Raw genomic sequence first — 21,527 nt, 5'->3', positions numbered from 1 at the left:
GAATCAGTTTTCTCCGTTTTTCTTATTTTCTTTCATAGTGATTTCATTCATTACATTGTCCTGATGTGCTTCTATGGCTAATAAAATCAGTAGGATGGCAAAAATAATTCCTGATACCGCCCATACGCAAAAAGCTATTATCCTAAACTGAAAGACGTATAACAGTATGCCTATAAGGCTCAGGATGCCAATGCATTTAAGCATCTTTGTACCCGGCTCCAGCATATTCAATTTATGCTTATATCTTTTTTCTTCGCCCAGTTTTTTCATTGTCATCTCCTGTAAATCAGAATATATCTATTTATGCAGAACGCAGTTATATCGAACAGCTGCCCCATCGGGGTATTCAACGACGATTCTCTCATCTGAAAAGCCGCATTTTCGGTAGAAACCGATTGAATCGTCATCCGTTTGAGCTTTGACGCTTTCCAGATTCTCCGATTTCATTACACATTGTATCAGTTGTTTTCCAATTCCTTTACGGCGTGCGTTATCGGATACGGCTATTCCGATGATTTCAGCAGTATCTTCTAAAAGCATTAGGACCATCATGCCCATTTTCATGCCGCGATTCTCACATACAAATACTTTCACTGATGAATCGAGCAAATAGTCTTCCATCTGTGCTTTATAGTCCTCGTATTTCGGACGATACATACAGGAAGCATAGATCGCGAACGCTTCTTCTGACCGCAGCCAATTTGCATTCTCGCATAACATAATTCTCATAACCATCCTCACAAATTTCGATTTATCGTTGTAGGTATTATAACATTCAGCTTAAGGATTTGTCAATAGAAATACCAAAGTGCTTCCAAGCTGACAGCAAAAATACTATGTCTTAAAACTTCAATTCATTGCCGCCCTTCACGGGCGGTTTTCATTTTGTTGATATGGCTGTTCAGGGGTATGGTTGGATATCAACAGTAGCGTGAGAACTGATTATAGATAATGGTGGGGCGTTTGCCCCCACCTAAACTATTATTATATCAAATCAGAACGCCAAACTTTCACTTCTGCTCAGAAAACCAAAATTTTATTATTTCATAACAGATATTCAAAAATTCATTTCTGCATCGTTTCAAAAAGAAAAAGAGCCATTGCTATGTCAGCAACAGCTCTGTATACTTGTTTATGGTGACAGAACGAACTTCTTTACATACCCACTCACATCGACACCGCTTTCCATGTACCTGAGCAGAATCTCCGCACAAGCGTGAGCATCGCTGTCCGCCTTGTGATGGTCGAGGGCGATGCCGTAGTGATCGCACATCACATTGAGGTTATGCTTTATATCGGGAAGGATGCGCCTGCCGATCTGGACTGTACAAAGGTATTCCGCACTCGGTTTCCATGTAATACCGTAGTTCCGCAGGCAGGAGCGCAGGACACTCATATCAAAGACAGCGTTATGGGCAACGAGGATACCCTTGCTCATAATTGGCTCTATCTTCTTCCAAAGCTCCGCAAAGTTCGGAGCACCTTTGACCTTATCAGCATCTATACCCGTGAGCTGTGTATTGAAGCTATCGAAATGCGTTTCGGGATCAACAAGCGAAAAGTAGTTCGCAACGATCTTGTTATCCTTTATCGCTGTTATTCCTATCGCACTCATACGGTCGTTCACATGATTAGGTGTTTCAACGTCAAACACGATATAGACTGCCATTTCACATTACTCCTCTTGCAGTGGCTCTCAGGATAATTATACCATACCACGGGCGAAAGGTCAATCGGCAGGAAAAGAAAAGCCCTCATTGCTGAGAGCTTTTCTATCATCTACTTTGAACCCATTGGATTCAAAGTCAGAATTATTTTACAGGCTTTCTTTTACCTGTTATGCTTTCGACCTCAAGGGCATATACAAGCGTTCTCGGTATCGCCGCCGTGCTGAACGGCATATCTTTTCCGTCATGATAATGTGCCATGAGCAGTTTCAGCGCAGGCAGTTTTTCTTCTTCCGACAGGATACGGATATGCCCTCTGCCGATCACACTTTCGTATGCCATCGTGCAGTAGCCCTTATCCTCAAAGTATTGCAGCTCATGCTTGCAGTCCATTTCAAATGATGCTCTATTATCCTTCCGGATAAGCCCGACCTTGTAGCCCTCCAAAGCACTATGAAAATAGAGAGTGATCTTATCTCCGTTCACCGCCATACCGAAATTCAGCGGCAGAATGTACGGAAAGCCGTCATCATTCAGAGCCAGTCTGCATCCATCGCAGTTTTTCATGATCTCTATGATCTCGCTGAGATCGGTCACTTCACGGTCTTTTCTTCTCATAAGCCGAAAATCCTCATATCCTCGTCAACGGTTGTAATTCCTGCAATGCCGAAGCTGTCTACAAGAACCTTTGCCACATTCGGAGACAGGAACGCAGGCAGTGTCGGTCCGAGGTGAATATTCTTCACTCCGAGATACAGCAGCGCAAGGAGAACGATGACTGCTTTCTGCTCATACCAAGCGATATTATAAACAATAGGCAGATCATTTACATCATCAAGCCCGAATACCTCTTTCAGCTTCAGAGCAATCAACGCCAGAGAATAAGAATCATTACACTGTCCTGCATCGAGAACTCTCGGAATACCGCCGATGTCGCCTAAGTCGAGCTTGTTATACTTGTACTTCGCACAGCCTGCGGTGAGAATAACTGTATCTTTTGGCAGCTTCTCAGCAAATTCCTGATAGTAGCTTCTGGACTTCGCTCTGCCGTCACAGCCTGCCATGACTACGAATTTGCGGATAGCCCCCGATTTTACAGCTTCTACAACTGTATCGGCAAGTGAAAATACCTGTTCATGGGCAAAGCCGCCGATAACAGAGCCTGTTTCGATCTCGGTAGGCGGAGGACATTTCTTAGCCTGTTCGATGATCGGCGAGAAATCCTTTACTTCGCCGTAGGGTACGTCAATATGCTTACAGCCCGGATAGCCGGCGGCACCTGTTGTCCAAAGCCTGTCCTTGTAGCTGTCCTTCGGCGGAACGATGCAGTTTGTGGTCATCAGCACCGGACCGTTAAAGCTCTCAAATTCCTCTTTCTGCTTCCACCACGCATTGCCGTAGTTTCCTGCGAAATGCGGATACTTTTTGAAGAACGGATAATAATGCGCAGGTAGCATTTCCGAGTGCGTATAAACATCAACTCCCGTATCCTTTGTCTGCTCAAGGAGCATTTCAAGGTCTTTCAGGTCGTGACCTGAGATCAGTATTGCAGGATTTTTGCGGACACCGATATCAACTGTCGTGATCTCAGGATTGCCGTATGCTGTAGTATTTGCAGCATCAAGGTCAGCCATACCCTGAACGCCGTACTTGCCGACTTCCAGCGTGAGAGCCACAAGGTCATCGACCGACAGACTGTCATCAAGTGTTTTAGCAAGAGCCGACTGTAAGAAAGCATCAAGCTCCTCATCATCATTCAGCAGAGCGTTTGCGTGTTTTGTATATGCCGCAAGACCTTTCAGACCGTAGGTTATCAACTCACGCAGAGAGCGTATATCCTCATTCTCTGTTGCAAGTACGCCGACAGTCTTTGCTTTCTCGGCATGGTCCGAACCGTTCCAAAGAGCTGCTTCGGGAAGGGATTCTTTATTCTGCACCTGTCCGAGCAATTCTTCTTTGACTGCAAGTGTTTCAGTAACCTTAGTGGTAATGCTGTCAAGATCGAAATTGGCATTGGTGATCGTGATAAACAGGTTCACGCTGATAAGATGATTAACAGTCTTATCGACAGTCTTTCCCTCTGCACGGAGCTGAGTTGTCAACGCAGACAGCCCCTTTGTAACGTACACAAGCAAGTCCTGCATTGCTGCGACTTCAGGCTGTTTACCGCAGACACCGCAAGCGGTACAACCCTTACAGCCTGCTGTTTCCTGACACTGATAGCAAAACATTTTCTGTTCCATGATATATTCCTCCATTATTTTCTTATCTCAACGATACTGCCGTCCGGCGAAATGACTGCAACTTCAAGCGGAATATCCTTACCGCTTGCTTCTATCGCACGTTTTATCGCATACTCCATACCTCCACAGCATGGTACGGTCATTCTTGTGAGGGTAATACTCTTTATATCGTTATTTCTGAATATCTCCGTCAGCTTTTCGGAGTAATCAACAGCATCGAGCTTCGGACAGCCGATGAGCGTAATCTTCCCACGGATAAAATCATGGTGGAAGTTCCCGTAGGCGTAAGCTGTGCAATCGGCAGCGATAAGCAGATCAGCACCGTTGAAGTATGGTGCATTTGTAGGCAGGAGCTTTATCTGTATCGGGAATTGTCTCAGACAGCTTGAAACACTAACATTGCTGTCAGTTTCTTTCGGTGTGAAGCTCTGCAAAGCCGAGCCCGGACAGGTGAAACCGCTGCACGCAGACTTTTTCTGCTTGTTTTCTTTCACCGCCTTTTCATCATAAGCCGCCGCTTCACGCTCGGTAAAGTGAATAGCGTCCATAGGACAGGCTGGGAGACAGTCCCCGAAGCCGTCACAGAAATCGTCACGCATGAGCTTTGCCTTGCCGTTCACGATAGCGATCGCACCCTCATGACAAGCCTTTGCACACAGACCGCAGCCGTTGCATTTTTCTTCGTTTATCTCAATTATTTTCCGTATCATAGCCATACCTCCTTGACTTTCTGTATCCATTATAGTATAATCAGAGAAGAAAGTATGTTGTAATTACAACATTTTGGGAGAAAAATATGGATATTTCAGTTTTGCATAATTCGATACTGTTCAAGGGCTTTGATGATACCGAAATATCTGAGCTTCTGAAAGCCCTTAATGTAGCCGAAAAGAAATACAATAAAGGTGAGATGATATTTTCATCGGGAGAGATCACCGATAAGCTCTGCTTTGTCACGGCAGGTAGCGTTACCGTGGAGAGCAACGATATGTGGGGAAACCGCACGATTCTCAACCTTGTGGGCGAAGGGCAGTTCTTTGCGGAGAGCTATGCACTCCTGCCTGATGTGCCTATGCTGGTCGATGTCTGCGCCGCTGAGGATTGCACTGTTGTTTTTCTGAGCATGAAGTCGCTCGCTGACCTCAACGATACGATAAGGGCGAGACTTCTTGCAAATCTTCTCACTATCACCACAAGAAAAAATCTGCATCTATCGAGCCGGAGCTTTCATACTGCTCCAAGACAGGTGCGTGGACGTATTATGGCGTATCTTAATACCGTATCGGTTCAAAAGCATTCCCGTGCGTTTGATATACCCTTTGACCGTCAGCAGCTTGCGGACTACCTCAATGTGGAACGCTCTGTGCTATCAAATGAATTGAGCAAGATGCAGAGGGACGGACTGATACGATGCAGGAAGAACCATTTTGAGATCATATAACAGAAGCGCAGATGACCAATTTTAGCCATCTGCGCTTTTTTATGCTCCTGTTTTTTCAAAGCCTTTCAAGACCTGTTTATCCGAGAACGAGGACAGCTTCCCGTCCGACCATGATATGAAAACATTGTACATTTCGTCTATGTAAATAATCGTTGCCGTAGAGCCGATCTCCGATGGAGTTCATTACAATGTAAGGTAAATAGAGGGCCGCCCTTCATCAGGGCGGCATTCAGATATTTTACACTAAGGCACATCATTACGACTTTTTCGTATAGCAAATAGAATACACGCTCCGATCAAAACACCGCTTGTATTTAGTATCACGTCATCAATATCTGTATGCCTTTCTGTACATAACAACTGGGAAAGCTCAATAAAGATAATAAAAAAAATACCGGCAAACACAGTTTTTTTGATACTATCGAGCTTTCTAAAACAGATAGGCCATACTATTCCTACTGGTATAAACATTGCTATGTTCCCTATAATATTGATAAGCCATCCATCATATCTGTCAAAGAGAAAAAAGAACGGGATTAAACTTATCATGTCAGACAATGTAGTTGAAAATTCAATCGTTAGAGTACCTATTTTCCCGTCAACAAAATGTAACGGGAAGTATACAAATCTTGCAATAACTACAAGGCATATGTATACAAGAAGCATCTGAAGTTCGCGTTTTACTGAAAACTTCTTGAATCTGATCGCAATTATGAATCGCACAAGTATCCAAATGAGAGTTATAAAAATAAACATCTGTAGATAGGAAATCTCGATCATAGTCACTACCGCATCCTTCCTTTAGCAGATAGCTGATAAATCCCATGTTTATCATATTAACCTGCTTACTATCCATATTATACACTGCACAGTAGCCCAAAGTCAAGGAAGCAAGTGTTTTCAAGCATCTTTGGAATAACACTAGGTACTATAGGCAAATTAGCTCTCACAACAATCCCTTCATGATACCAAAATTCCTATTATTTTGATTTTGTAAATATATATAATTATTGTGTAACAATAATTGTTGTTACTTTTTCTCCGTAACAACTAACACTCCCGCTGAACCAATACCCAATATCGACATTACAAAAGCCAGTTCCGAAGAACTGGCTTATTTTTTGCATCATTGAGCTTATATTCACATCCTGTAGCTTCTATCATCTTGAAAGAAGCCTAGAAATATCATCAATTGTTTGGGGCGAAAGCATTTTCCTCCCTGGAGTATGGATAACATGCTCAATATCATAGATGTTATTTAGTATATAATCACTTACAACCGGACTGTTTCCCTGAATAAGTATTGCATACCCGTTAACCCAGACTTTTGTTCCATAGTATTCTAGATAACGGGCAAGTAGATAGCATTGTCTTTTTACCTGTTTTATGGGATTTTTTACAGTTTTAACGTACGTATTCCCAGCATCAGTGGTTTTGTATTTCTGCCACTCAAAATCATCTTCATTACCGTAAATAGCTCCAGCGTAATTTTTGACCTCGATAACAAAAACTCCGTATTTATTTACGATCACATTATCAAGCTCTGCTGGTCTTCCGTCGTAATTGATACTTACATTCGTAAATAAGCGATCATCAGGACGCATAACAGATGAAATAGCGTTCGAAGCTTTTATTTCACCACGAATACCAACTCGTTTATACTCCGGAGTCATCATCCATTCAAATAATCCCGGAGATTTGTGATCTTCTGAATAGTCGTGCCTGTTATTGCTACCGGAATTATCAAGATACATGACAAGACCAATGACAGCAGCAACTATCAAAAGGACCAATAATACCAAATAGAACAACGTAATCTCTTCTTTCCACTAAATAACTACTCTGCTTAAGTTGGCAGAAGCTGAAATCAATTCACAGAATCAATAGCTTTTATACAATATCCGGTTATGGTATCTATAATCTTCTAAGATTTCTGTCTTCTTAACATGACTGATTGCAGCATTAGTGGAAAAGCCAATACGATTTCGCTATTTCAACATTATCAGTTTATCATAAATCCATGCTGGTGTCAAGACTATGACTTTATGCTGTAGCAAGTAAAGCATACATGGTACATTGAGACTCGTTTTTTCTATTTTTCTTGAATTTCAAATGTATATTATTAGGGTGAAAGTAACTGAGATGACGTTACAATCACTATATTTTCAAGGGAAGGAGGAACTGAAGCCGTGTTCGACAACAGCCGATATCTCACTTGTGGTGTAGACAGCACTATCCCATTGGAACTGCAGCTGTTTCTATGGGAATGCGTAGAGCATATGCCTGCTCCGAAGGACTACTTACAGGTTTTTGAGCTGAGTCCATCGGGTTCTATGCAGTCGATTGTCCATAGCTCAGAAGAACCCGAATATCGACAGGTATACATGATACCGTCAGATGCACCTATTACTGAAAAGCTGTATATCATCGACGATGGTGATCACAGCACCATGCTGCTTTCAAGTGAATATTAAAATTAATGCCAGCCCTTCGGGGCTGGCTCTTCTCATTTTACGGAGGTTATAAACAATGGAAGAAAACAAGGATAATGTGCTCTATTGCTCCCACTGTGGAGCAATCATTGATGAAGACGAAGACTACGAAACTGTTGATGGAGATATAGTCTGCACTGACTGTATTGAGAATCATACTACTACCTGTGACAGGTGTGGACGGATAATCTGGACCAGTGAGTCCTATGGTGATGATTACACTACGCTTTGCAGTAGCTGCTATCATAATCACTACACTCGTTGTTCATGCTGCGACACCCTACTCCACGAGGACGATGCATACCACATCGACGGATATGATTACTGCTCAGACTGCTACCATGACGAGGTAGACAAGAACCGAAGTATCCATGACTACGGCTATAAACCCGAGCCTATCTTCTATGGTGATAGTTCCCGATATTTCGGTGTTGAATTGGAGATAGACGGAGCAGGTAAAGACAGTGATAACGCAGACGAGATACTTGCTGTCGCCAATAAGGATGAAGAACATGTATACATCAAAGGCGACGGCAGCTTAGACGATGGTATGGAAATCGTAACTCATCCAATGTCCCTTGAATATCACAAGAACTATTGTTGGGATGATATCATGAAAAAGGCTATATACCTAGGATACAGAAGTCATCAGACAAGCACCTGCGGTTTACACATTCATGTCAATAGAAACTGTTTTGGTGAAGACAGAGATACTCAGGACGATGTTATTGGCAGGATCCTCTACTTTGTGGAGCATCATTGGAACGAGATGCTGAAATTCTCTCGTCGTTCAGAGTATGCAATGAACCGGTGGGCAGCTCGTTATGGCTTTGAGAAGACCGGACGTGAGATATTGGACAAGGCTAAGAAAGGCAACTTGGGCAGATATGCAGCAGTTAATCTCATGAACTATATGACCATCGAGTTCAGACTGTTCAGAGGTACGCTCAAGTACAATACTTTCATCGCAGCTCTGGAGCTTGTTGATGCTATATGTGATCTTGCTATCAATCTATCAGATGAGGGAATATCGAAGATGTCTTGGTCGGAGTTCGTAGATACAATAACCGAACCAGAGCTGATACAGTATCTGAAGGAACGAAGATTGTATATCAACGAGAATATCAACACTGAGGAGGATATGTAATATGGGAATTTTAGCAGATATATTTGATATTGAACCTGACACAGAGCAGGACATAAAAGATGTTCTTAAGACGGTTGGAACGATTGCAACAATCCTGATTGCAGGCGGGGTTATTGGCTGTGATGATGACAAGAAGGAGGAATAATCATGTGCGCTTTATTCGGTTGGTTAGATTATAAAGGTATAGTGCCATATAGGGTACTTAAGAAGCTTACCCAGGCTTTGGCTAATGCTGCTGAAGAAAGAGGCACGGATGCAGCAGGTATCAGCTACGTAAAAGATGGCAAAGTTACTATCTTCAAACGTCCTAAGCCTGCTCACAAGATACACTTCAATGCTCCTGACGGTACAAAGGCGATTATGGGACATACGCGACTGGCTACACAGGGTGACAGAAAGCAGAATTACAACAACCATCCCTTTGCAGGTCATGCTGATAAGGAATTCGCTTTCGCACATAACGGAGTTCTTTGGAACGATAGAGAGTTACGGAAGGATGGAACTATTCCGGCTACCTATATTGATACTGACAGCTACATAGGCGTACAGCTTATTGAGAAACAGGGAAAGCTAGACTTTGAAAGCTTACAATACATGGCCGAGACTGTTGAGGGTAACTTCTGCTTCACCATACTGGATCAATATAACAGCTTATATATTATAAAAGGAAGTAATCCCATGTACCTGCTCCACTTTGAGACCATAGGCTTATATGTCTACGCTTCAACAGAAACTATTATGCGAAAGGCACTGAAACAGCTGGGACTTCATAAGTTCGAGAGTAAACGTGTAGATACTGAGGAGGGTGATATTCTGCGTATTGACAGGAACGGTAAAATCACACGTTCTCAGTTTGAGCCTAAGATATATCGTTCGAAATACAGTAGTTGGTATACCGATGACTTTCCATACTATAGCGCTCAAGAAGAAATTCTTCTCGCATATTGCGGCTGCTATGGAGTGGACTCGTCTGATGTGGAGCTTTTACTAGACTATGGTTATACCTGCGATGAGGTTGAAGAGATGCTTGTAGACCATAGCCTGCTCCGTGATGCACTACGTGATGTGAAGTATATGTACGGCGCGGACATTTATGAAGGGTGCTACGGAGGTGCATTCTGATGGGCAAGATAGGATATATCCGTGTATCGACAGAGCATCAGGAGACTGCTCGTCAGGAAGCAATCATGCAGCAGTATCAGGTTGAGCGGGTATTTGCTGAGAAGATGTCAGGTAAGAACGCTAACCGTCCCGAACTGAAAGCTATGCTTGAATATGTTCGTGAGGGCGATACACTATACATTGAGAGTATAAGCAGACTCGGAAGATCCACCAGAGACCTGCTCAATATAATAGACGTACTCCAAAAGAAAGGCGTTACCCTTGTCAGCAACAAGGAGAATATCGACACCAATACTCCCCAGGGGCGCTTCGTTCTGTCAATATTCGCAGCGCTGTCTGAACTGGAGCGTGAGCAGACATTGCAGCGTCAACGCGAGGGTATCGCTATTGCCAAGACGCAGGGAAAATACAAAGGTCGGCAGCCTATCGATATAGACTGGGTAAAGTTCGGGCAGCTGTATGAACAATGGCAGTCTGGGAATATTACGGCAGTATGGTTTCAGAAAGAAATGGGACTCAGGGCCAACACATTCTATCGCCGCATCAGAGAGTACGAAGAGAAGTATATATAAATGAGACGGAGCCGGTTCCCCGGCTCCAATCATATTTCAATAAGGTGTTGTTTTTGTTTGCAATATTTCAAAAGCCCCAAAACGACTTATATGACACAGTTTTTCGATGTGTCAATAGGCTACAGTCAAATGAAATAGTATTTTACCAACCTTACTCAATTTTTCAATAGAAATGGAATTATATACTGTAAGAAGCTCAATACGGAAGTTAATTACTATAGAAGCTTTTCAGGAGCTTGGAATAGTCCGCTTAGTTACTACCAGCTGTATAACAAATTTTAATTTCAACTAAAGACTTGTTAATGCCATGCTCTAGACTAAGTATTACAAAAAAACAAAAAATATTTTTCAATTACGTTTTTCAAAAAAACATCTCTCTCTAAAATGAGTAAAAATGACTTTATAAGCATCTTTTTAGTGCCCATCATTTTCAAAAAACGTAATCACGAAGATTTTTTGGATTTTTTAAATAGATTTTTGTAGTTACTTATGCTGCTCAGCAGATCAGCAAGTTCATTACTTGAAGTATAGTAATAACATTCGTAGAGACTGTGAGGGCCTTCTGTAGGAGTCTCTTTTAGCTTTTCAGATAACTCATTTAACTCTTTGAAACTCTTTCCGTATACTCTGCCTTTTACATATTTTATGTGGTTTTCGCAATTGTGAGTAATAGCATACTTGGAAATATCCTTGCCATTATTGTTAATAAACTGGGTTATTTCTACTATAGCATGATGGAGAATGGTCAGTAGTTGTTTCCGTATAATTTTGTCAGAGCAGCCGTCAATATATGAATACACTTCCGGATAGCCTATGAGTACTATCTCTATCTCTTCTCTGCACTTCTCAATCTTCTTTTCAGAATTATTATACAGCCACTTCAGGTCTAAGCTCAATACTCGCCTTATCAAGTCTTCCATGTAATCCACAAGGCTTTTTTCATATTCAGCTATTGAAGGTGCCATATAATCGGTATACTGTTTTACAGCTTTTTCAATGACAAACTGATTCAGAACATATTTATTTGCACACTTATAATTGTTTAAAATTGTAGCATCATCAAGATGGGTTACATAATCGAATAATAGCGGAAAGTATCTAATACCCACTAACGACAAAGGCTTGCTTAACAAGAATTCGTCGGTAGTCACCATTTGTGCATTACCCTTGTTAAAAGGAGCAAATGAGGATGTTGTAAGATTAAAAAAGTATTGACTATTATCATCATATCTTTTGCTTGGATCTATGTATATTCCTAATGATATCGGATATATAATCCTTGATACTTTGGGAATAACACTAAATTCCACAACATGAATGCTATAATTATACTGACTATTGTCATTTGAGTAATCTGTATCGTAAAAGTAATTCTTAGACTTAGCTACGTCAACCGCATTAGAAACAGCCTTGATATCTCTTGCAACCGAGTTAGCCTTTATATAATCTAATGCTTTTCTGAATATTCCACTTATATCTTCATTTTCAACTTTGAATTTGTTCGTACTATCTGACTTTGAAAATATAGCATCAAGAATCGTGATAGCTGCTTTGAATGCAAATATGTTTGCATATGAATCATTTACATCAGGAAGAGTTAGTGTACTGTTATATGCTTTCAAATAAGCAAAAAAGCGTTGAATGCTTTCAGTTCTATGAAAGGCTTCAGGTGGATAATTAGGACGTTGAATTTTGGAGTCTCTATTTGAATAGGCGATTTTAAGCAAGTTTACATATTCTTCAAGTGCTTTATCTCCATAGTCACATGTGCTGAATAAATTACCGCTTCTATATATCTTTCCACCTGTTGCTTTCACTGTTGTTGAACCGAAAATAGTTATGAGGAATTCCTTGAAAGTGTCAATTCTTCTCATCGTTATACTCCCTTACCCAAATTTTATAGGCTTTTAAAAAATACTGTTGTTTTTCATGAAATTATGTCCTTGAATGCTGTTTTCTCTACCTAAAACAAGCAATTTCGCTCAAATCGTAAAACTGATAAAATGTACTCAGCAAATGCCTTATACTAATTCAAGGAGGTTTTTAAAAATGGATAATTTGCTGAATTATAATGGTGCATACAGCAACGGCTGTATGCCGAGTACAGGATACGGTTATTCACTGAATCCGCTTTATCAGTCTTACACATATGATCAGCTTTGGATGAACAGTTGCTTGTATCGTCCTAGTAATGTTATTTATAACATCTATGCTGAGACAGAGAAGACATTTGAGGCGAAAAAATTGCGTAAGAATGACGGTACGTACTATATGACTGAACGCAACGGACGCGAGGTTAAAGTCGGAAGGTTGAAAGTGAAAGACAAGTTCATTGTTAACCAGCATTCAGACGGTACATTCGATGCATTCTACTGCGCGGTTGAATGCGAAGATAATGAGGTTATAGATATCTCTATTCCTTATAAGGATTTCGTAAAGCGTAATATTCTGTCGCACATTCCGTTCTTTAGGCGTAATGCGGATTGTCCTGATAAGTACATTGTTATGGCTTTCTATCACGAGATATTGAACGGCGATGATATAAAATTCCTTCAGCTTCCACAGCATTCCGGCTGGCAGAAGGCACAGGACGGCAAAACAACCTTTGCATCCGCAGAGATAGTCATACCTAAGCTCAGGATGTATTACTCAGACGACATCCTTGAACGTAAGATGCTCCACACAGAAAAAACGCTTACAGAAGCCGGTGAGGCATTGGCTAAGGCGTTGCCAGCACATTGGAAATATAAGCTGTTGGTAGCATTGCGTGTTACCTCAGTACTCTTGTACTTATACAGACTGACGGGATTGATACCTGATCAGATGTTTGTAATTGAACCTAAGAGCGAATCAAATGCACACACCGCTTCGGCTATTCTCAATAACTCCCAAAGACCAATATGCCGCTTGACTGATTGTAAAACTGCTATTCAGCATGAGCTTGCTCTTATGAACGATGGTATAGCTTTATATCGTGATTCATCTTACTCTGAGGAGAAAAAACGCCGCGATGTGGGACTGGATACCTTGTTAAACTCTCTTCTTGAACAGTCGAGGAGCAATGCTGTAAATAGAAATCTTTCTGTTGTTATTGAGGATAATCTCAATAATATATCTTCTGAGATACCGGCGTATTTCATTAGTTTGGATGATTGCCCAGATGTCAAGAATAACGAAGAAATATCAGAGAATATCGGCGAATTTATATCTGCATTGGTAAAGCTTCTCAGCAATTCTGATGTTACGGATAATCTTATAACGCACAAGCTGAAAACTACAGAGTTTTTGAAGAAAAATGCTGATAATGAGGATTACTATACTACCTTAAGGATGTTATGGGCAACATCTGAGCTTCTTTGTGATTATAAAGTAATTTCAGGTGATGACATGAGTAAACTCCTCTTATATCTCAGAGACCACAGCAACGAAATGCCTGGCACTGAACAAACTATAGCAAATGAGTTCAGAAGAATCCTTTCGAAAAAAATAGGAAATGGTGATATTGAAGTTGCTACTGCAGAGAGCTCAATATTCTTTAATCTTAATAAGAATATGGTCTATGTTGATGATGCGTATATCAATATTTTGGCAAAAACTCTCAATGAAAAGGTCTTGCCCGTTATGAAAACAACAAAGAGGAGAAATAAGCTGCTTTCGGCTTTAAAAGTCTGTGGGAAGCTTTATTCCAACAACCACTTCAAACGCAACATTGATATTGAAACCTCGTCTGGAATATCTGAATCATTTAGTGTTTATTCCTTTACGAAGGATATCCTCGATGTTGAGAGTAGATTAAAAATAGATACACTTGCGTATGATGAGTTTTTGTTTGCTAAAGGACAGGAACCTTCAGGCTTCATACCCATAATAAAACTTAATGGCAGCGACAAAATGTGTGGCTGTGTAATTAATGAATCTACTGACGAGGACGAAAGCTTGGATGTGTCGGGGATATCACGTAGCGGAAAGACTCGCTTCCTTGTGGAGCAGGCGGTTATAAGGTACAACTCAGGCAAAAAAGTTGTGATCTTCGACCAGACAGGATCGTTCTCTCCCGAAGAGCTTGAAAAGCACGGGGTAGACAAAAACATGTTTGTTCATTGGGATATCGGGAAGTATGGGCTTCCGGTTGATTTATTATCGCTTGAAAATTGCTCTACACTCCCTGAAAAAAAGAATAAGTTGTTCAGTATCTTCTCGGTAGCCGCAAGTGTTACCGGAGAGATACAGGGAAAAACTTTAAAGAAAATACTTCCAGCTATAGCGAGAGCAATAGATGCAGGAACAATCCATTCCTTGCCTGAGACGTTAAGGTTTTTCGATGAGGACGCTCCTGAAGAAGCAATAATCAAGGAGAGACTTGAAGAGGTCTTCTGTGAACTTGAAGGCTTGAATACATATAAGCAGAACTGGGGACAATTCATTGATTCTCAGAACGGAATAGTTGTTATATCAACATCAGCTGACGGTATCCGCAAGAGTAGCCCTCTTGTTGACATGCTTCTGGCTAGCTTATATGAGTACAAGCAGCATGATAGAAGCCCGAGATATACCATTGTACTTGACGAGATTGAAGACCTTTGTCTCGAGAAAGATGGCCCTATCAGTACTATACTGAGGAAGGGCGCAAAGCATCATCTTTCAATGATGCTTGCTACACAGGAATACTCTGTTGAAAAAGATAAGCTCGGAAAGCTTATCGGAAACTGTGCTACCCATGTAATCTTTCGTCCGAAAGAAGCAAATATAAAGGATATTGCGAAGCATATAGGTGTGGATGCGTCAACACTTGCTAGCCTTCAGCAGGGACAGTGCATTGTCTCTGGCTTGCTTTATAGTAAAAAAGCTGAAAAAAACAAGCACTTTGTTATCATAGGCTGGACCTGTATGCACGATGATTAATATTCAAAATGAGGTGCCCCCCCTTCGGGGGGCTCCCTATAAAATAATTATAGGCTAAATGACCTGTCAGGTCAAGCGGAAGGAGAAAAAAATGTCAGAATTAAAATGTAAGAAAATCAACAAATATGAAAAAGGCAATATGATTAAGTTGAATCCACCAGTAGAGATTAGTCGTTATTTAATACAGGATGGCACAATAACACTTGATACTGGTTTCTACTTGAAGAGTGGGGAAAAAATAATTAGGAAGTTAACGAAAGAGTTTTGGGTTAAGAAAGTTATTCGCTATATTGATCCAAATGAAATTCTGGAAATTGTCAAGCTGGTTTATACCGTATACGGTGGCGAAACATATGTTGCTGTTATGCCGTTTAACGACTTCTTGAATTGCAGGTATCACAAATACTGCAGAAATATCGAACGTTATCCTCGTTGCAGTGACAACGATTTTAACAAAATATTTGATTATGAGATTAAGTGTGCATTTAACACTATTGAGGAATTGAGCTTTGACGAGATAGTTGAACTCAAAGCTAGTTTTGGTACTCACTTAAAACAAGATTAAATTAAATGTTGATACTCAAAATTAGGAGTCCGCATTAATTACCTATGACATTAACAGAGCTGAACAAACTTTTGCCCAGAAAGGAGGAAAAATTATGAAAAAAATGAACAGCATCAACGAGACCTTTAAGCTCTGTAACGAGCACAATATCGGTATCAGTCGCAGATTATTGCTGACTCTCGTAAACAGCGGAGAGATTCCATCTGTTAAAGCTGGACGTTCAATACTTGTTAACTGGGAAGCACTTATGAAGTATCTTGATACGCATACGCTTACTCAGGACGAGCCTGTGACAAGAATCAGAAAAATCACTGCTTAAGAGTCAACCATGGGGCGTTTTACAGAACGCCCCATACTCATAGAAAGGAGTCTAAAATATGCCTAAACCGAAGAAGCGTGTTTCCAAGAATGGAAAAATATCTTATCAATTCCGTGTCTATGCCGGGTATGACCGTAACGGCAAGCAGATCGAGCACTCCACAACTTGGAGACCACCTGATACAATGTCTGAGAGGGCAGCTGACCGTGAAGCATTACGGCAAGCTATAAAGTTTGAGGAGACCGTGAAGAATGGGACTTGCTTTGATAGTAAGACCAGCTTCAGGGAGTATTCTGAAAACCTGCTTGAAAACAACAAGTATATGTTCGCACCCAAGACGATTGAGCGATACAGAGCGCTATTGAATGATATAAATATAGCGATCGGTGATATGCCACTGACAAAGCTCCAGTCACATCACTTACAAGAGTTCTATAACAATCTAAGAGAGAACGGAACCAAGCAGACTGGTGCATATGCCTTTTCTGACAAACTTAGACCGCTGATCTCAGAAAAGGGACTTACAATAAAGGCGGCAGCCCAAAAATCAGGGCTTTCTGCTGCAACTGTCTCTGCTGCCTGTAGATCAGAGCACATTAGCATAGAATCAGCAAAGAAGATAGCAACTGCGTTTGATAGGCAGGTTGAAAAGCTCTTTGAAATCCACTCAGAGACAACGGGACTCTCAGCCAAAACTATTCTTCATTATCATAGGCTCATAAGTTCAATTCTTGCACAAGCTACACGGGACAGGCTCGTTCCGTTCAATATAGCAGATCACAACTATATGAAAGCACCTAAGCTGGAACAATCAGAAGCTGCTTTTCTTGATGAAGAGCAGGCAAGACACGTTTTAGAACTGCTCAATGACGAACCGCTCAAATGGAAAACAGCTATGTACCTGCTGATGTTCAGCGGTGTGCGTCGTGGTGAGCTTCTCGGACTTGAGTGGCAAGATATTGACTTCGATAAACGAATTATACATATCAAGAGAACCAGTCAGTACGTTCAGCACATGGGCATTATTACAAAATCCCCCAAGAACGCCACTTCATATCGCACCGTTAAGCTTCCGGAGTTTGTATTTGATCTTCTTCGTGAGTATCAGGCCTACTGGAATAAATTGCGTAACGATATGCTCGATCGCTGGGAGCACTTCATCACAATTACTCTTGCAGACGGAAGTACACAGACAGTCAGAAACGACAGACTATTCATAAAGGATGATACTACACCTATGAACCCCGACAGTCTGACTGACTGGACAAGTAATTTTGTAAAACGTAATAAGCTGCCCCATTTTACTCCTCATTCGCTCAGACACACACACGCTACTCTTCTCATTGCTGAAGGAGTATCTATACCCACTGTTTCAAGACGTCTTGGACATTCTTCTATAACTACAACGAGCAAGATATATGTCCATGCAATACAGTCAGCTGATGAAGTAGCCTCAGATGTGATAGACGGAAAACTCAATCCCTTTCATCATGACAATGGCAAGGAAGAGGCAAAGTAACAAGAAGCTCCTTCTCCACAAAGACATATCCCCATATAGAATTTTTGCCCCTGAGTGTTACAAAGAGCTCAGGGGCATTATGTTTATTATGTTACTAAGATAAATCAGAATTTATATGGTTACTCATTGCACAAGAACAGCTCTTATTTTTTCGCAGTATAAATCGAACTCAATATCTTGTTCAATAGAATAGAGATGGAAATTATTATCGCTTCCTGAATCTAAATATTCATCTATTGTAAAACCGCTGAAAAATCCGTTCGCCATATCAATATTCAAATTTCCTCTTATGTTGTATAATGAGAGCTCAATTTTGTACTGCTGGTCATAATCTGTAAGCAGTAAAGTAATCATATTGGTATAATCACAATAATATTCATCAATTGCTTTTGAGTTATAATTTAGCTCCAATATAGTTCCGAATTGCCACCAATATTGAAGCTCTGACGGAATCTTCTCCTTAAGAATGTCTATGCCGTCTATATTCCTATACTCAAACATATTATCACCTTTATAAATTCCGATTTATGTTAGTTGCAATTATACCACAGATAGGAGAAAAAGTCAATCGTACTGACTGTATAGTTCATAATTGATCGTCATCTTTCATAGCTTTGCACCATCATATGAACGAAGAAGTCCCCTCGCTTGGACTCTCTGTATCATTTTTCATAAATTTTGAATCTATCACGGAACTAAGCTAAATCAGAATTTATAGGGAGTAGGGATAATCCATGTCCAACAACTGGATGCTATCTGCTTTCCCCGTTTCATTATCAAACAGAACACTCAGTACGATATTTCCCCAGGTGTGATCATAAAGATACTCCGATTTTGTTTCAGATTCCCCGAATATTGATTTGAAATCTTCAGGATTGTCATCTTTTAAACCGTTCAGAGTGAATATTTCGTTCGACGGATCGTCAATGGTGATTTGCGTTACAAGGGTTTCCGCTGTATGTTCAGAAACATTTCCGGTAACAAAAAGAGTGCAGATACGATTCATTCCCTGATAGACGTTACATACTGAGAACCCTTTTTCTTCAAAATATACATTCTGACAATCAGATAGATCAAGCAGTTTCTCAAGTTCTTCATATTTGAACGGGAATGTCAGAAATTCGCCTGAAACACCAATTTCTATAACCGAAACTGACACTTCTGCGTTAATGGAAGATGTAGTTGAATCAGTTGTGTATGTTTCTACAACAGTATCACTTGTATTCACATTTGGCTCTCCGCAGCTGCTTAACAAAATAGCAGCCGTCAGCAAGCCAGCTAACACGATGATTGATTTATGGTACATACAAGCATTCTCCTCTGTAAATTCCGATTTATCATAGTAACCTACTTACTATCCATATTATACACCGCAATATAGCCCAAAGTCAAGAATGCATATATGAACGAAGAAGTCCCCTTGCGGGGACTTTCTGCATAATTATTTCATAAGTTGTTGCTCTATCAGGTACTAAGACAAATCATAATTTACGTTGTTGTGTTTAGTTCCTGAATAATTCTTGAGTATGTTTTGTTCCAGTTTTCATTGGGATTATTGATAATCATATATTGTACATTCAAGCCACGCAGTATTTCTGTTTCTCTGCGCTGACGTTCTTCCAGTGCTTTTATATAGCCATCAAGACCGATCAGTTTTTCAGCTTTGCCGTAAGCCCCATTGCAATGATAGTCTATCACACTGTTCAGCCAATCCGTTCCACGTTCAGAAACAGTATTTTCTATTGAATCTCTTATATTGTCATTATGAAGATAGACAATAAACGGATCCAGTGGTCTTATGATTTCACAGATGCTGTTGATATACTCTGACGACTTTTGAATATCAAATCCGAAACGCATCATGGTTTCACACATTGGGTTTTGCAATAATACGCAGTTAAACACATATCGTTCATTCGGTTTAACCGCACTAATAAATTCTTTCCATTTGTCAAGCATTATGGGACTCTCAGTTTCCCACCGCAGAAAATCATAGATCTTATGCTGTAAAAGTTTGTCAAACAATTCTCCGCTGAATAAGCTCAGAGAAATAATATATCCATCAGCTTTGGAAACAGCATTCTGTTTTATAAGTACTTGTTCTTCCGGTGAAAAGCTGCATAATTCCTTGATTTTTATAAACGAATGAAATTCATAATCAGCAGGGTGATTTCCACTACCTTCATCATAGAATTTTGCCCCGATACTGTCTGCAATATATTTTGAAGTTGTGCTTTTGCCTGAGCAGGGCAAGCCTTCCACTATTATAAGTCTGTGCATAACATCATACCTCCGGTAAATTCCGATTTATCCTAGTAACCTGCTTACTATCCATATTATACACTGCACTGTCGCTAAAAGTCAAGAAAACATATCTGAACGAAGAAGTCCCCTCGCGGGGACTTTCTGCATCATTTTTCATTAGTTTGGGTTTTATCATGTAAATATCGAAACAGTAAAGACATTATCATTCAAATCAGCCTTGACCGACCAACCGAGCCTGTCGCAGAGGAGCTTCACAACGTAGAGCCCAAGTCCCGAGCCGCATGCTGTTCTTGAATCCATGCGGTAGAATGGCTCGAAAACTCTGCTGATATCTACATTTGAGCTATCTGCAAGAGTGTTGGATACGGATAATGTAATTCGTTTATCATCGCGCTTCAGCGAAACTCCGAAGCTGTCCGCGGTGTACTTTTGCGCATTGGACATGAGATTGCTGAGTATCCTCGACAGGCAGTGCATGTCAGCCTGCACTATGATACCGTCGGGAACATCAAAGTTCGCGGTGATGTTCCTTTCGGATATCCAGCCATGCTGTTCAAGCAATGCTTCTGTGAGAACATTGCTGAGATTGATATCTTCAAGGCTGAGATTTTCATTACTGTTTTCGGTCTTAGTGACCTCAAAAAACTCGTCTGAGAGCTCTTTAAGGTACTTGTTTTTCTGCATGGCAACAGTGAGGTATTCCGCATTTTTCTCCGACAGTTCGCCGCTCTTTTCTATCATTTGCAAGTATCCAAGCGAAGCCGTCAGCGGAGTGCGGAAATCGTGGGAGATGCCCGAAATGACCGTGCCGAGCTGTTGTTTACGCTGCTCATATTCCACGCCGAGCTGCCGCTGTATGTCGGTATGCTCGTTGACCTTGACTGCAAGTTCATCTAAATCCTTATCAAAATCAGTTACTTTCATAGGCTGTCTGTAATCGGTGCTTTTCAGCTTGTCAAGTTCCTGCGAAAAGTGACGGATATTGCGTTTCAGCGAGATATATTTCCATAACAGGACACACAAAATGACAAGAAGGCACACACAGATTGTTCCGAGCAGAATTTTCATAGCGTGTACCTCCTTTTTAGTTCATATTATTATACGTGACCGCCGATGGTAGTCCTTACGTACCACTTTTTCTTATATGATGTATAGGCGAGCCAGTACATCAGCGCCGCTTCGATGACAAAGCCGATGAGCGCCTTTATTATCAGGTCGCTGTCGAGCATACCGTTTGCCACAAGGGTGCATTCCGTTGACGGGAACCATTTGA

23 protein-coding genes are annotated in these 21,527 nt (G+C 40.9%); 10 read left to right on the top strand and 13 right to left on the bottom strand.

All coding sequences use genetic code 11. From position 1 onward, the window contains the following. Positions 1-3: 3 nt before the first annotated feature. The 6 genes from T497_RS0107785 to T497_RS0107760 all read right to left on the bottom strand — a co-directional run bounded on the left by T497_RS0107785 (position 4) and on the right by T497_RS0107760 (position 4,620). Positions 4-270, bottom strand: coding sequence for a hypothetical protein (locus T497_RS0107785; RefSeq protein ID WP_028515138.1), 267 nt, complete (start codon positions 268-270; stop codon positions 4-6). Positions 271-297: 27 nt separating this feature from the next. Continuing rightward, positions 298-729, bottom strand: coding sequence for a GNAT family N-acetyltransferase (locus T497_RS0107780; protein WP_028515137.1), 432 nt, complete (start codon positions 727-729; stop codon positions 298-300). Between the two features lie 403 nt (positions 730-1,132). Beyond that, on the bottom strand, positions 1,133-1,669 hold the full coding sequence (locus tag T497_RS0107775; protein ID WP_028515136.1) for a 3'-5' exonuclease: 537 nt from the start codon (positions 1,667-1,669) through the stop codon (positions 1,133-1,135). A gap of 142 nt (positions 1,670-1,811) precedes the next feature. Continuing rightward, complete coding sequence (locus tag T497_RS0107770) at positions 1,812-2,285, bottom strand: pyridoxamine 5'-phosphate oxidase family protein (protein ID WP_028515135.1); 474 nt, start codon at positions 2,283-2,285, stop codon at positions 1,812-1,814. Then, positions 2,282-3,910 carry a hydroxylamine reductase gene (gene hcp, locus T497_RS0107765; protein ID WP_028515134.1) on the bottom strand — a complete coding sequence of 543 codons (1,629 nt, stop codon included), beginning with the start codon at positions 3,908-3,910 and terminating at the stop codon, positions 2,282-2,284. Before hcp ends, T497_RS0107770 begins: the two co-directional genes overlap by 4 nt. Positions 3,911-3,924: 14 nt before the next feature. Continuing rightward, positions 3,925-4,620, bottom strand: coding sequence for an ATP-binding protein (locus T497_RS0107760; protein ID WP_028515133.1), 696 nt, complete (start codon positions 4,618-4,620; stop codon positions 3,925-3,927). 86 nt (positions 4,621-4,706) lie between these two features. Between T497_RS0107760 and T497_RS0107755 the strand changes: the two genes are divergently transcribed. Further along, entirely contained in the window at positions 4,707-5,351 is a 645-nt protein-coding gene (locus T497_RS0107755) for a Crp/Fnr family transcriptional regulator (protein WP_028515132.1), read from the top strand. Between the two features lie 243 nt (positions 5,352-5,594). On the opposite strand, the gene T497_RS0107750 is transcribed toward T497_RS0107755, so the two are convergent. Together T497_RS0107750 and T497_RS0107745 are read right to left on the bottom strand one after the other, a co-directional pair. Further along, positions 5,595-6,017 (bottom strand): VanZ family protein, encoded by a 423-nt coding sequence (locus tag T497_RS0107750; protein WP_242839992.1) that lies wholly within the window; start codon positions 6,015-6,017, stop codon positions 5,595-5,597. A gap of 494 nt (positions 6,018-6,511) precedes the next feature. After that, positions 6,512-7,162 carry a nuclease-related domain-containing protein gene (locus T497_RS0107745; protein ID WP_028515130.1) on the bottom strand — a complete coding sequence of 217 codons (651 nt, stop codon included), beginning with the start codon at positions 7,160-7,162 and terminating at the stop codon, positions 6,512-6,514. 378 nt (positions 7,163-7,540) lie between these two features. On the opposite strand from T497_RS0107745, the gene T497_RS0107740 reads away from it, so the two are divergent. The 5 genes from T497_RS0107740 to T497_RS0107720 are packed head-to-tail and all read left to right on the top strand — an operon-like array spanning position 7,541 to position 10,684. Next, positions 7,541-7,825 (top strand): DUF960 domain-containing protein, encoded by a 285-nt coding sequence (locus T497_RS0107740; protein WP_028515129.1) that lies wholly within the window; start codon positions 7,541-7,543, stop codon positions 7,823-7,825. A 55-nt stretch (positions 7,826-7,880) separates the two neighbouring features. After that, on the top strand, positions 7,881-8,990 hold the full coding sequence (locus T497_RS0107735; RefSeq protein WP_028515128.1) for an amidoligase family protein: 1,110 nt from the start codon (positions 7,881-7,883) through the stop codon (positions 8,988-8,990). A gap of 1 nt (position 8,991) precedes the next feature. Further along, the gene (locus T497_RS18245; RefSeq protein ID WP_155266862.1) at positions 8,992-9,135 is read left to right on the top strand and encodes a hypothetical protein; all 144 of its coding nucleotides are present in this window, start codon (positions 8,992-8,994) and stop codon (positions 9,133-9,135) included. Positions 9,136-9,137: 2 nt separating this feature from the next. Next, a complete protein-coding gene (locus T497_RS0107725) occupies positions 9,138-10,112 on the top strand; it encodes a class II glutamine amidotransferase (RefSeq protein ID WP_028515127.1) in 975 nt (324 codons plus the stop codon). Beyond that, entirely contained in the window at positions 10,112-10,684 is a 573-nt protein-coding gene (locus tag T497_RS0107720) for a recombinase family protein (RefSeq protein WP_028515126.1), read from the top strand. The genes T497_RS0107725 and T497_RS0107720 overlap by 1 nt, the downstream gene beginning before the upstream one ends. Positions 10,685-11,127: 443 nt before the next feature. On the opposite strand, the gene T497_RS0107715 is transcribed toward T497_RS0107720, so the two are convergent. Continuing rightward, positions 11,128-12,558, bottom strand: a complete 1,431-nt coding sequence (locus T497_RS0107715) for a hypothetical protein (RefSeq protein WP_028515125.1) — start codon at positions 12,556-12,558, stop codon at positions 11,128-11,130. A 175-nt stretch (positions 12,559-12,733) separates the two neighbouring features. Between T497_RS0107715 and T497_RS0107710 the strand changes: the two genes are divergently transcribed. The 4 genes from T497_RS0107710 (at position 12,734) to T497_RS17445 (ending at position 17,989) form a co-directional block, all read left to right on the top strand. Next, positions 12,734-15,586: a hypothetical protein gene (locus T497_RS0107710; protein ID WP_028515124.1), complete on the top strand. Its 2,853-nt coding sequence runs from the start codon at positions 12,734-12,736 to the stop codon at positions 15,584-15,586. A 91-nt stretch (positions 15,587-15,677) separates the two neighbouring features. Further along, positions 15,678-16,151, top strand: coding sequence for a hypothetical protein (locus T497_RS0107705; RefSeq protein ID WP_028515123.1), 474 nt, complete (start codon positions 15,678-15,680; stop codon positions 16,149-16,151). A 94-nt stretch (positions 16,152-16,245) separates the two neighbouring features. Next, entirely contained in the window at positions 16,246-16,470 is a 225-nt protein-coding gene (locus tag T497_RS0107700; RefSeq protein ID WP_028515122.1) for a helix-turn-helix domain-containing protein, read from the top strand. A gap of 58 nt (positions 16,471-16,528) precedes the next feature. Then, complete coding sequence (locus tag T497_RS17445) at positions 16,529-17,989, top strand: tyrosine-type recombinase/integrase (protein ID WP_028515121.1); 1,461 nt, start codon at positions 16,529-16,531, stop codon at positions 17,987-17,989. 123 nt (positions 17,990-18,112) lie between these two features. Here T497_RS17445 and T497_RS0107690 read toward each other — a convergent pair whose 3' ends face one another. The 4 genes from T497_RS0107690 to T497_RS0107675 form a co-directional block, all read right to left on the bottom strand. Then, positions 18,113-18,490, bottom strand: a complete 378-nt coding sequence (locus T497_RS0107690; protein WP_028515120.1) for a hypothetical protein — start codon at positions 18,488-18,490, stop codon at positions 18,113-18,115. 211 nt (positions 18,491-18,701) lie between these two features. Continuing rightward, positions 18,702-19,295 (bottom strand): hypothetical protein, encoded by a 594-nt coding sequence (locus T497_RS0107685; protein ID WP_028515119.1) that lies wholly within the window; start codon positions 19,293-19,295, stop codon positions 18,702-18,704. 182 nt (positions 19,296-19,477) lie between these two features. Then, a complete protein-coding gene (locus T497_RS0107680; protein WP_028515118.1) occupies positions 19,478-20,269 on the bottom strand; it encodes a hypothetical protein in 792 nt (263 codons plus the stop codon). 156 nt (positions 20,270-20,425) lie between these two features. Further along, a complete protein-coding gene (locus tag T497_RS0107675) occupies positions 20,426-21,322 on the bottom strand; it encodes a sensor histidine kinase (RefSeq protein WP_028515117.1) in 897 nt (298 codons plus the stop codon). Positions 21,323-21,527: the final 205 nt, after the last annotated feature.

The sequence above is a fragment of the Ruminococcus flavefaciens MA2007 genome, assembly GCF_000621845.1.
GTDB lineage: Bacteria > Bacillota > Clostridia > Oscillospirales > Ruminococcaceae > Ruminococcus > Ruminococcus flavefaciens_E.
This window is presented reverse-complemented; position numbering and strand designations above follow the sequence as displayed.

Bases quoted from the DNA above. Each gene is read 5' to 3' on its own strand.
- T497_RS0107750 (WP_242839992.1), bottom strand. From the start codon at position 6,017: ATGCTTCTTGTATACATATGCCTTGTAGTTATTGCAAGATTTGTATAC.
- T497_RS0107705 (WP_028515123.1), top strand. From the start codon at position 15,678: ATGTCAGAATTAAAATGTAAGAAAATCAACAAATATGAAAAAGGCAAT.
- T497_RS17445 (WP_028515121.1), top strand. From the start codon at position 16,529: ATGCCTAAACCGAAGAAGCGTGTTTCCAAGAATGGAAAAATATCTTAT.
- T497_RS0107675 (WP_028515117.1), bottom strand. From the start codon at position 21,322: ATGAAAATTCTGCTCGGAACAATCTGTGTGTGCCTTCTTGTCATTTTG.
- T497_RS0107735 (WP_028515128.1), top strand. From the start codon at position 7,881: ATGGAAGAAAACAAGGATAATGTGCTCTATTGCTCCCACTGTGGAGCA.
- T497_RS0107725 (WP_028515127.1), top strand. From the start codon at position 9,138: ATGTGCGCTTTATTCGGTTGGTTAGATTATAAAGGTATAGTGCCATAT.
- hcp (WP_028515134.1), bottom strand. From the start codon at position 3,910: ATGGAACAGAAAATGTTTTGCTATCAGTGTCAGGAAACAGCAGGCTGT.
- T497_RS0107770 (WP_028515135.1), bottom strand. From the start codon at position 2,285: ATGAGAAGAAAAGACCGTGAAGTGACCGATCTCAGCGAGATCATAGAG.
- T497_RS18245 (WP_155266862.1), top strand. From the start codon at position 8,992: ATGGGAATTTTAGCAGATATATTTGATATTGAACCTGACACAGAGCAG.
- T497_RS0107680 (WP_028515118.1), bottom strand. From the start codon at position 20,269: ATGCACAGACTTATAATAGTGGAAGGCTTGCCCTGCTCAGGCAAAAGC.
- T497_RS0107760 (WP_028515133.1), bottom strand. From the start codon at position 4,620: ATGATACGGAAAATAATTGAGATAAACGAAGAAAAATGCAACGGCTGC.
- T497_RS0107715 (WP_028515125.1), bottom strand. From the start codon at position 12,558: ATGAGAAGAATTGACACTTTCAAGGAATTCCTCATAACTATTTTCGGT.
- T497_RS0107710 (WP_028515124.1), top strand. From the start codon at position 12,734: ATGGATAATTTGCTGAATTATAATGGTGCATACAGCAACGGCTGTATG.
- T497_RS0107775 (WP_028515136.1), bottom strand. From the start codon at position 1,669: ATGGCAGTCTATATCGTGTTTGACGTTGAAACACCTAATCATGTGAAC.
- T497_RS0107700 (WP_028515122.1), top strand. From the start codon at position 16,246: ATGAAAAAAATGAACAGCATCAACGAGACCTTTAAGCTCTGTAACGAG.
- T497_RS0107685 (WP_028515119.1), bottom strand. From the start codon at position 19,295: ATGTACCATAAATCAATCATCGTGTTAGCTGGCTTGCTGACGGCTGCT.
- T497_RS0107780 (WP_028515137.1), bottom strand. From the start codon at position 729: ATGAGAATTATGTTATGCGAGAATGCAAATTGGCTGCGGTCAGAAGAA.
- T497_RS0107785 (WP_028515138.1), bottom strand. From the start codon at position 270: ATGAAAAAACTGGGCGAAGAAAAAAGATATAAGCATAAATTGAATATG.
- T497_RS0107690 (WP_028515120.1), bottom strand. From the start codon at position 18,490: ATGTTTGAGTATAGGAATATAGACGGCATAGACATTCTTAAGGAGAAG.
- T497_RS0107755 (WP_028515132.1), top strand. From the start codon at position 4,707: ATGGATATTTCAGTTTTGCATAATTCGATACTGTTCAAGGGCTTTGAT.
- T497_RS0107720 (WP_028515126.1), top strand. From the start codon at position 10,112: ATGGGCAAGATAGGATATATCCGTGTATCGACAGAGCATCAGGAGACT.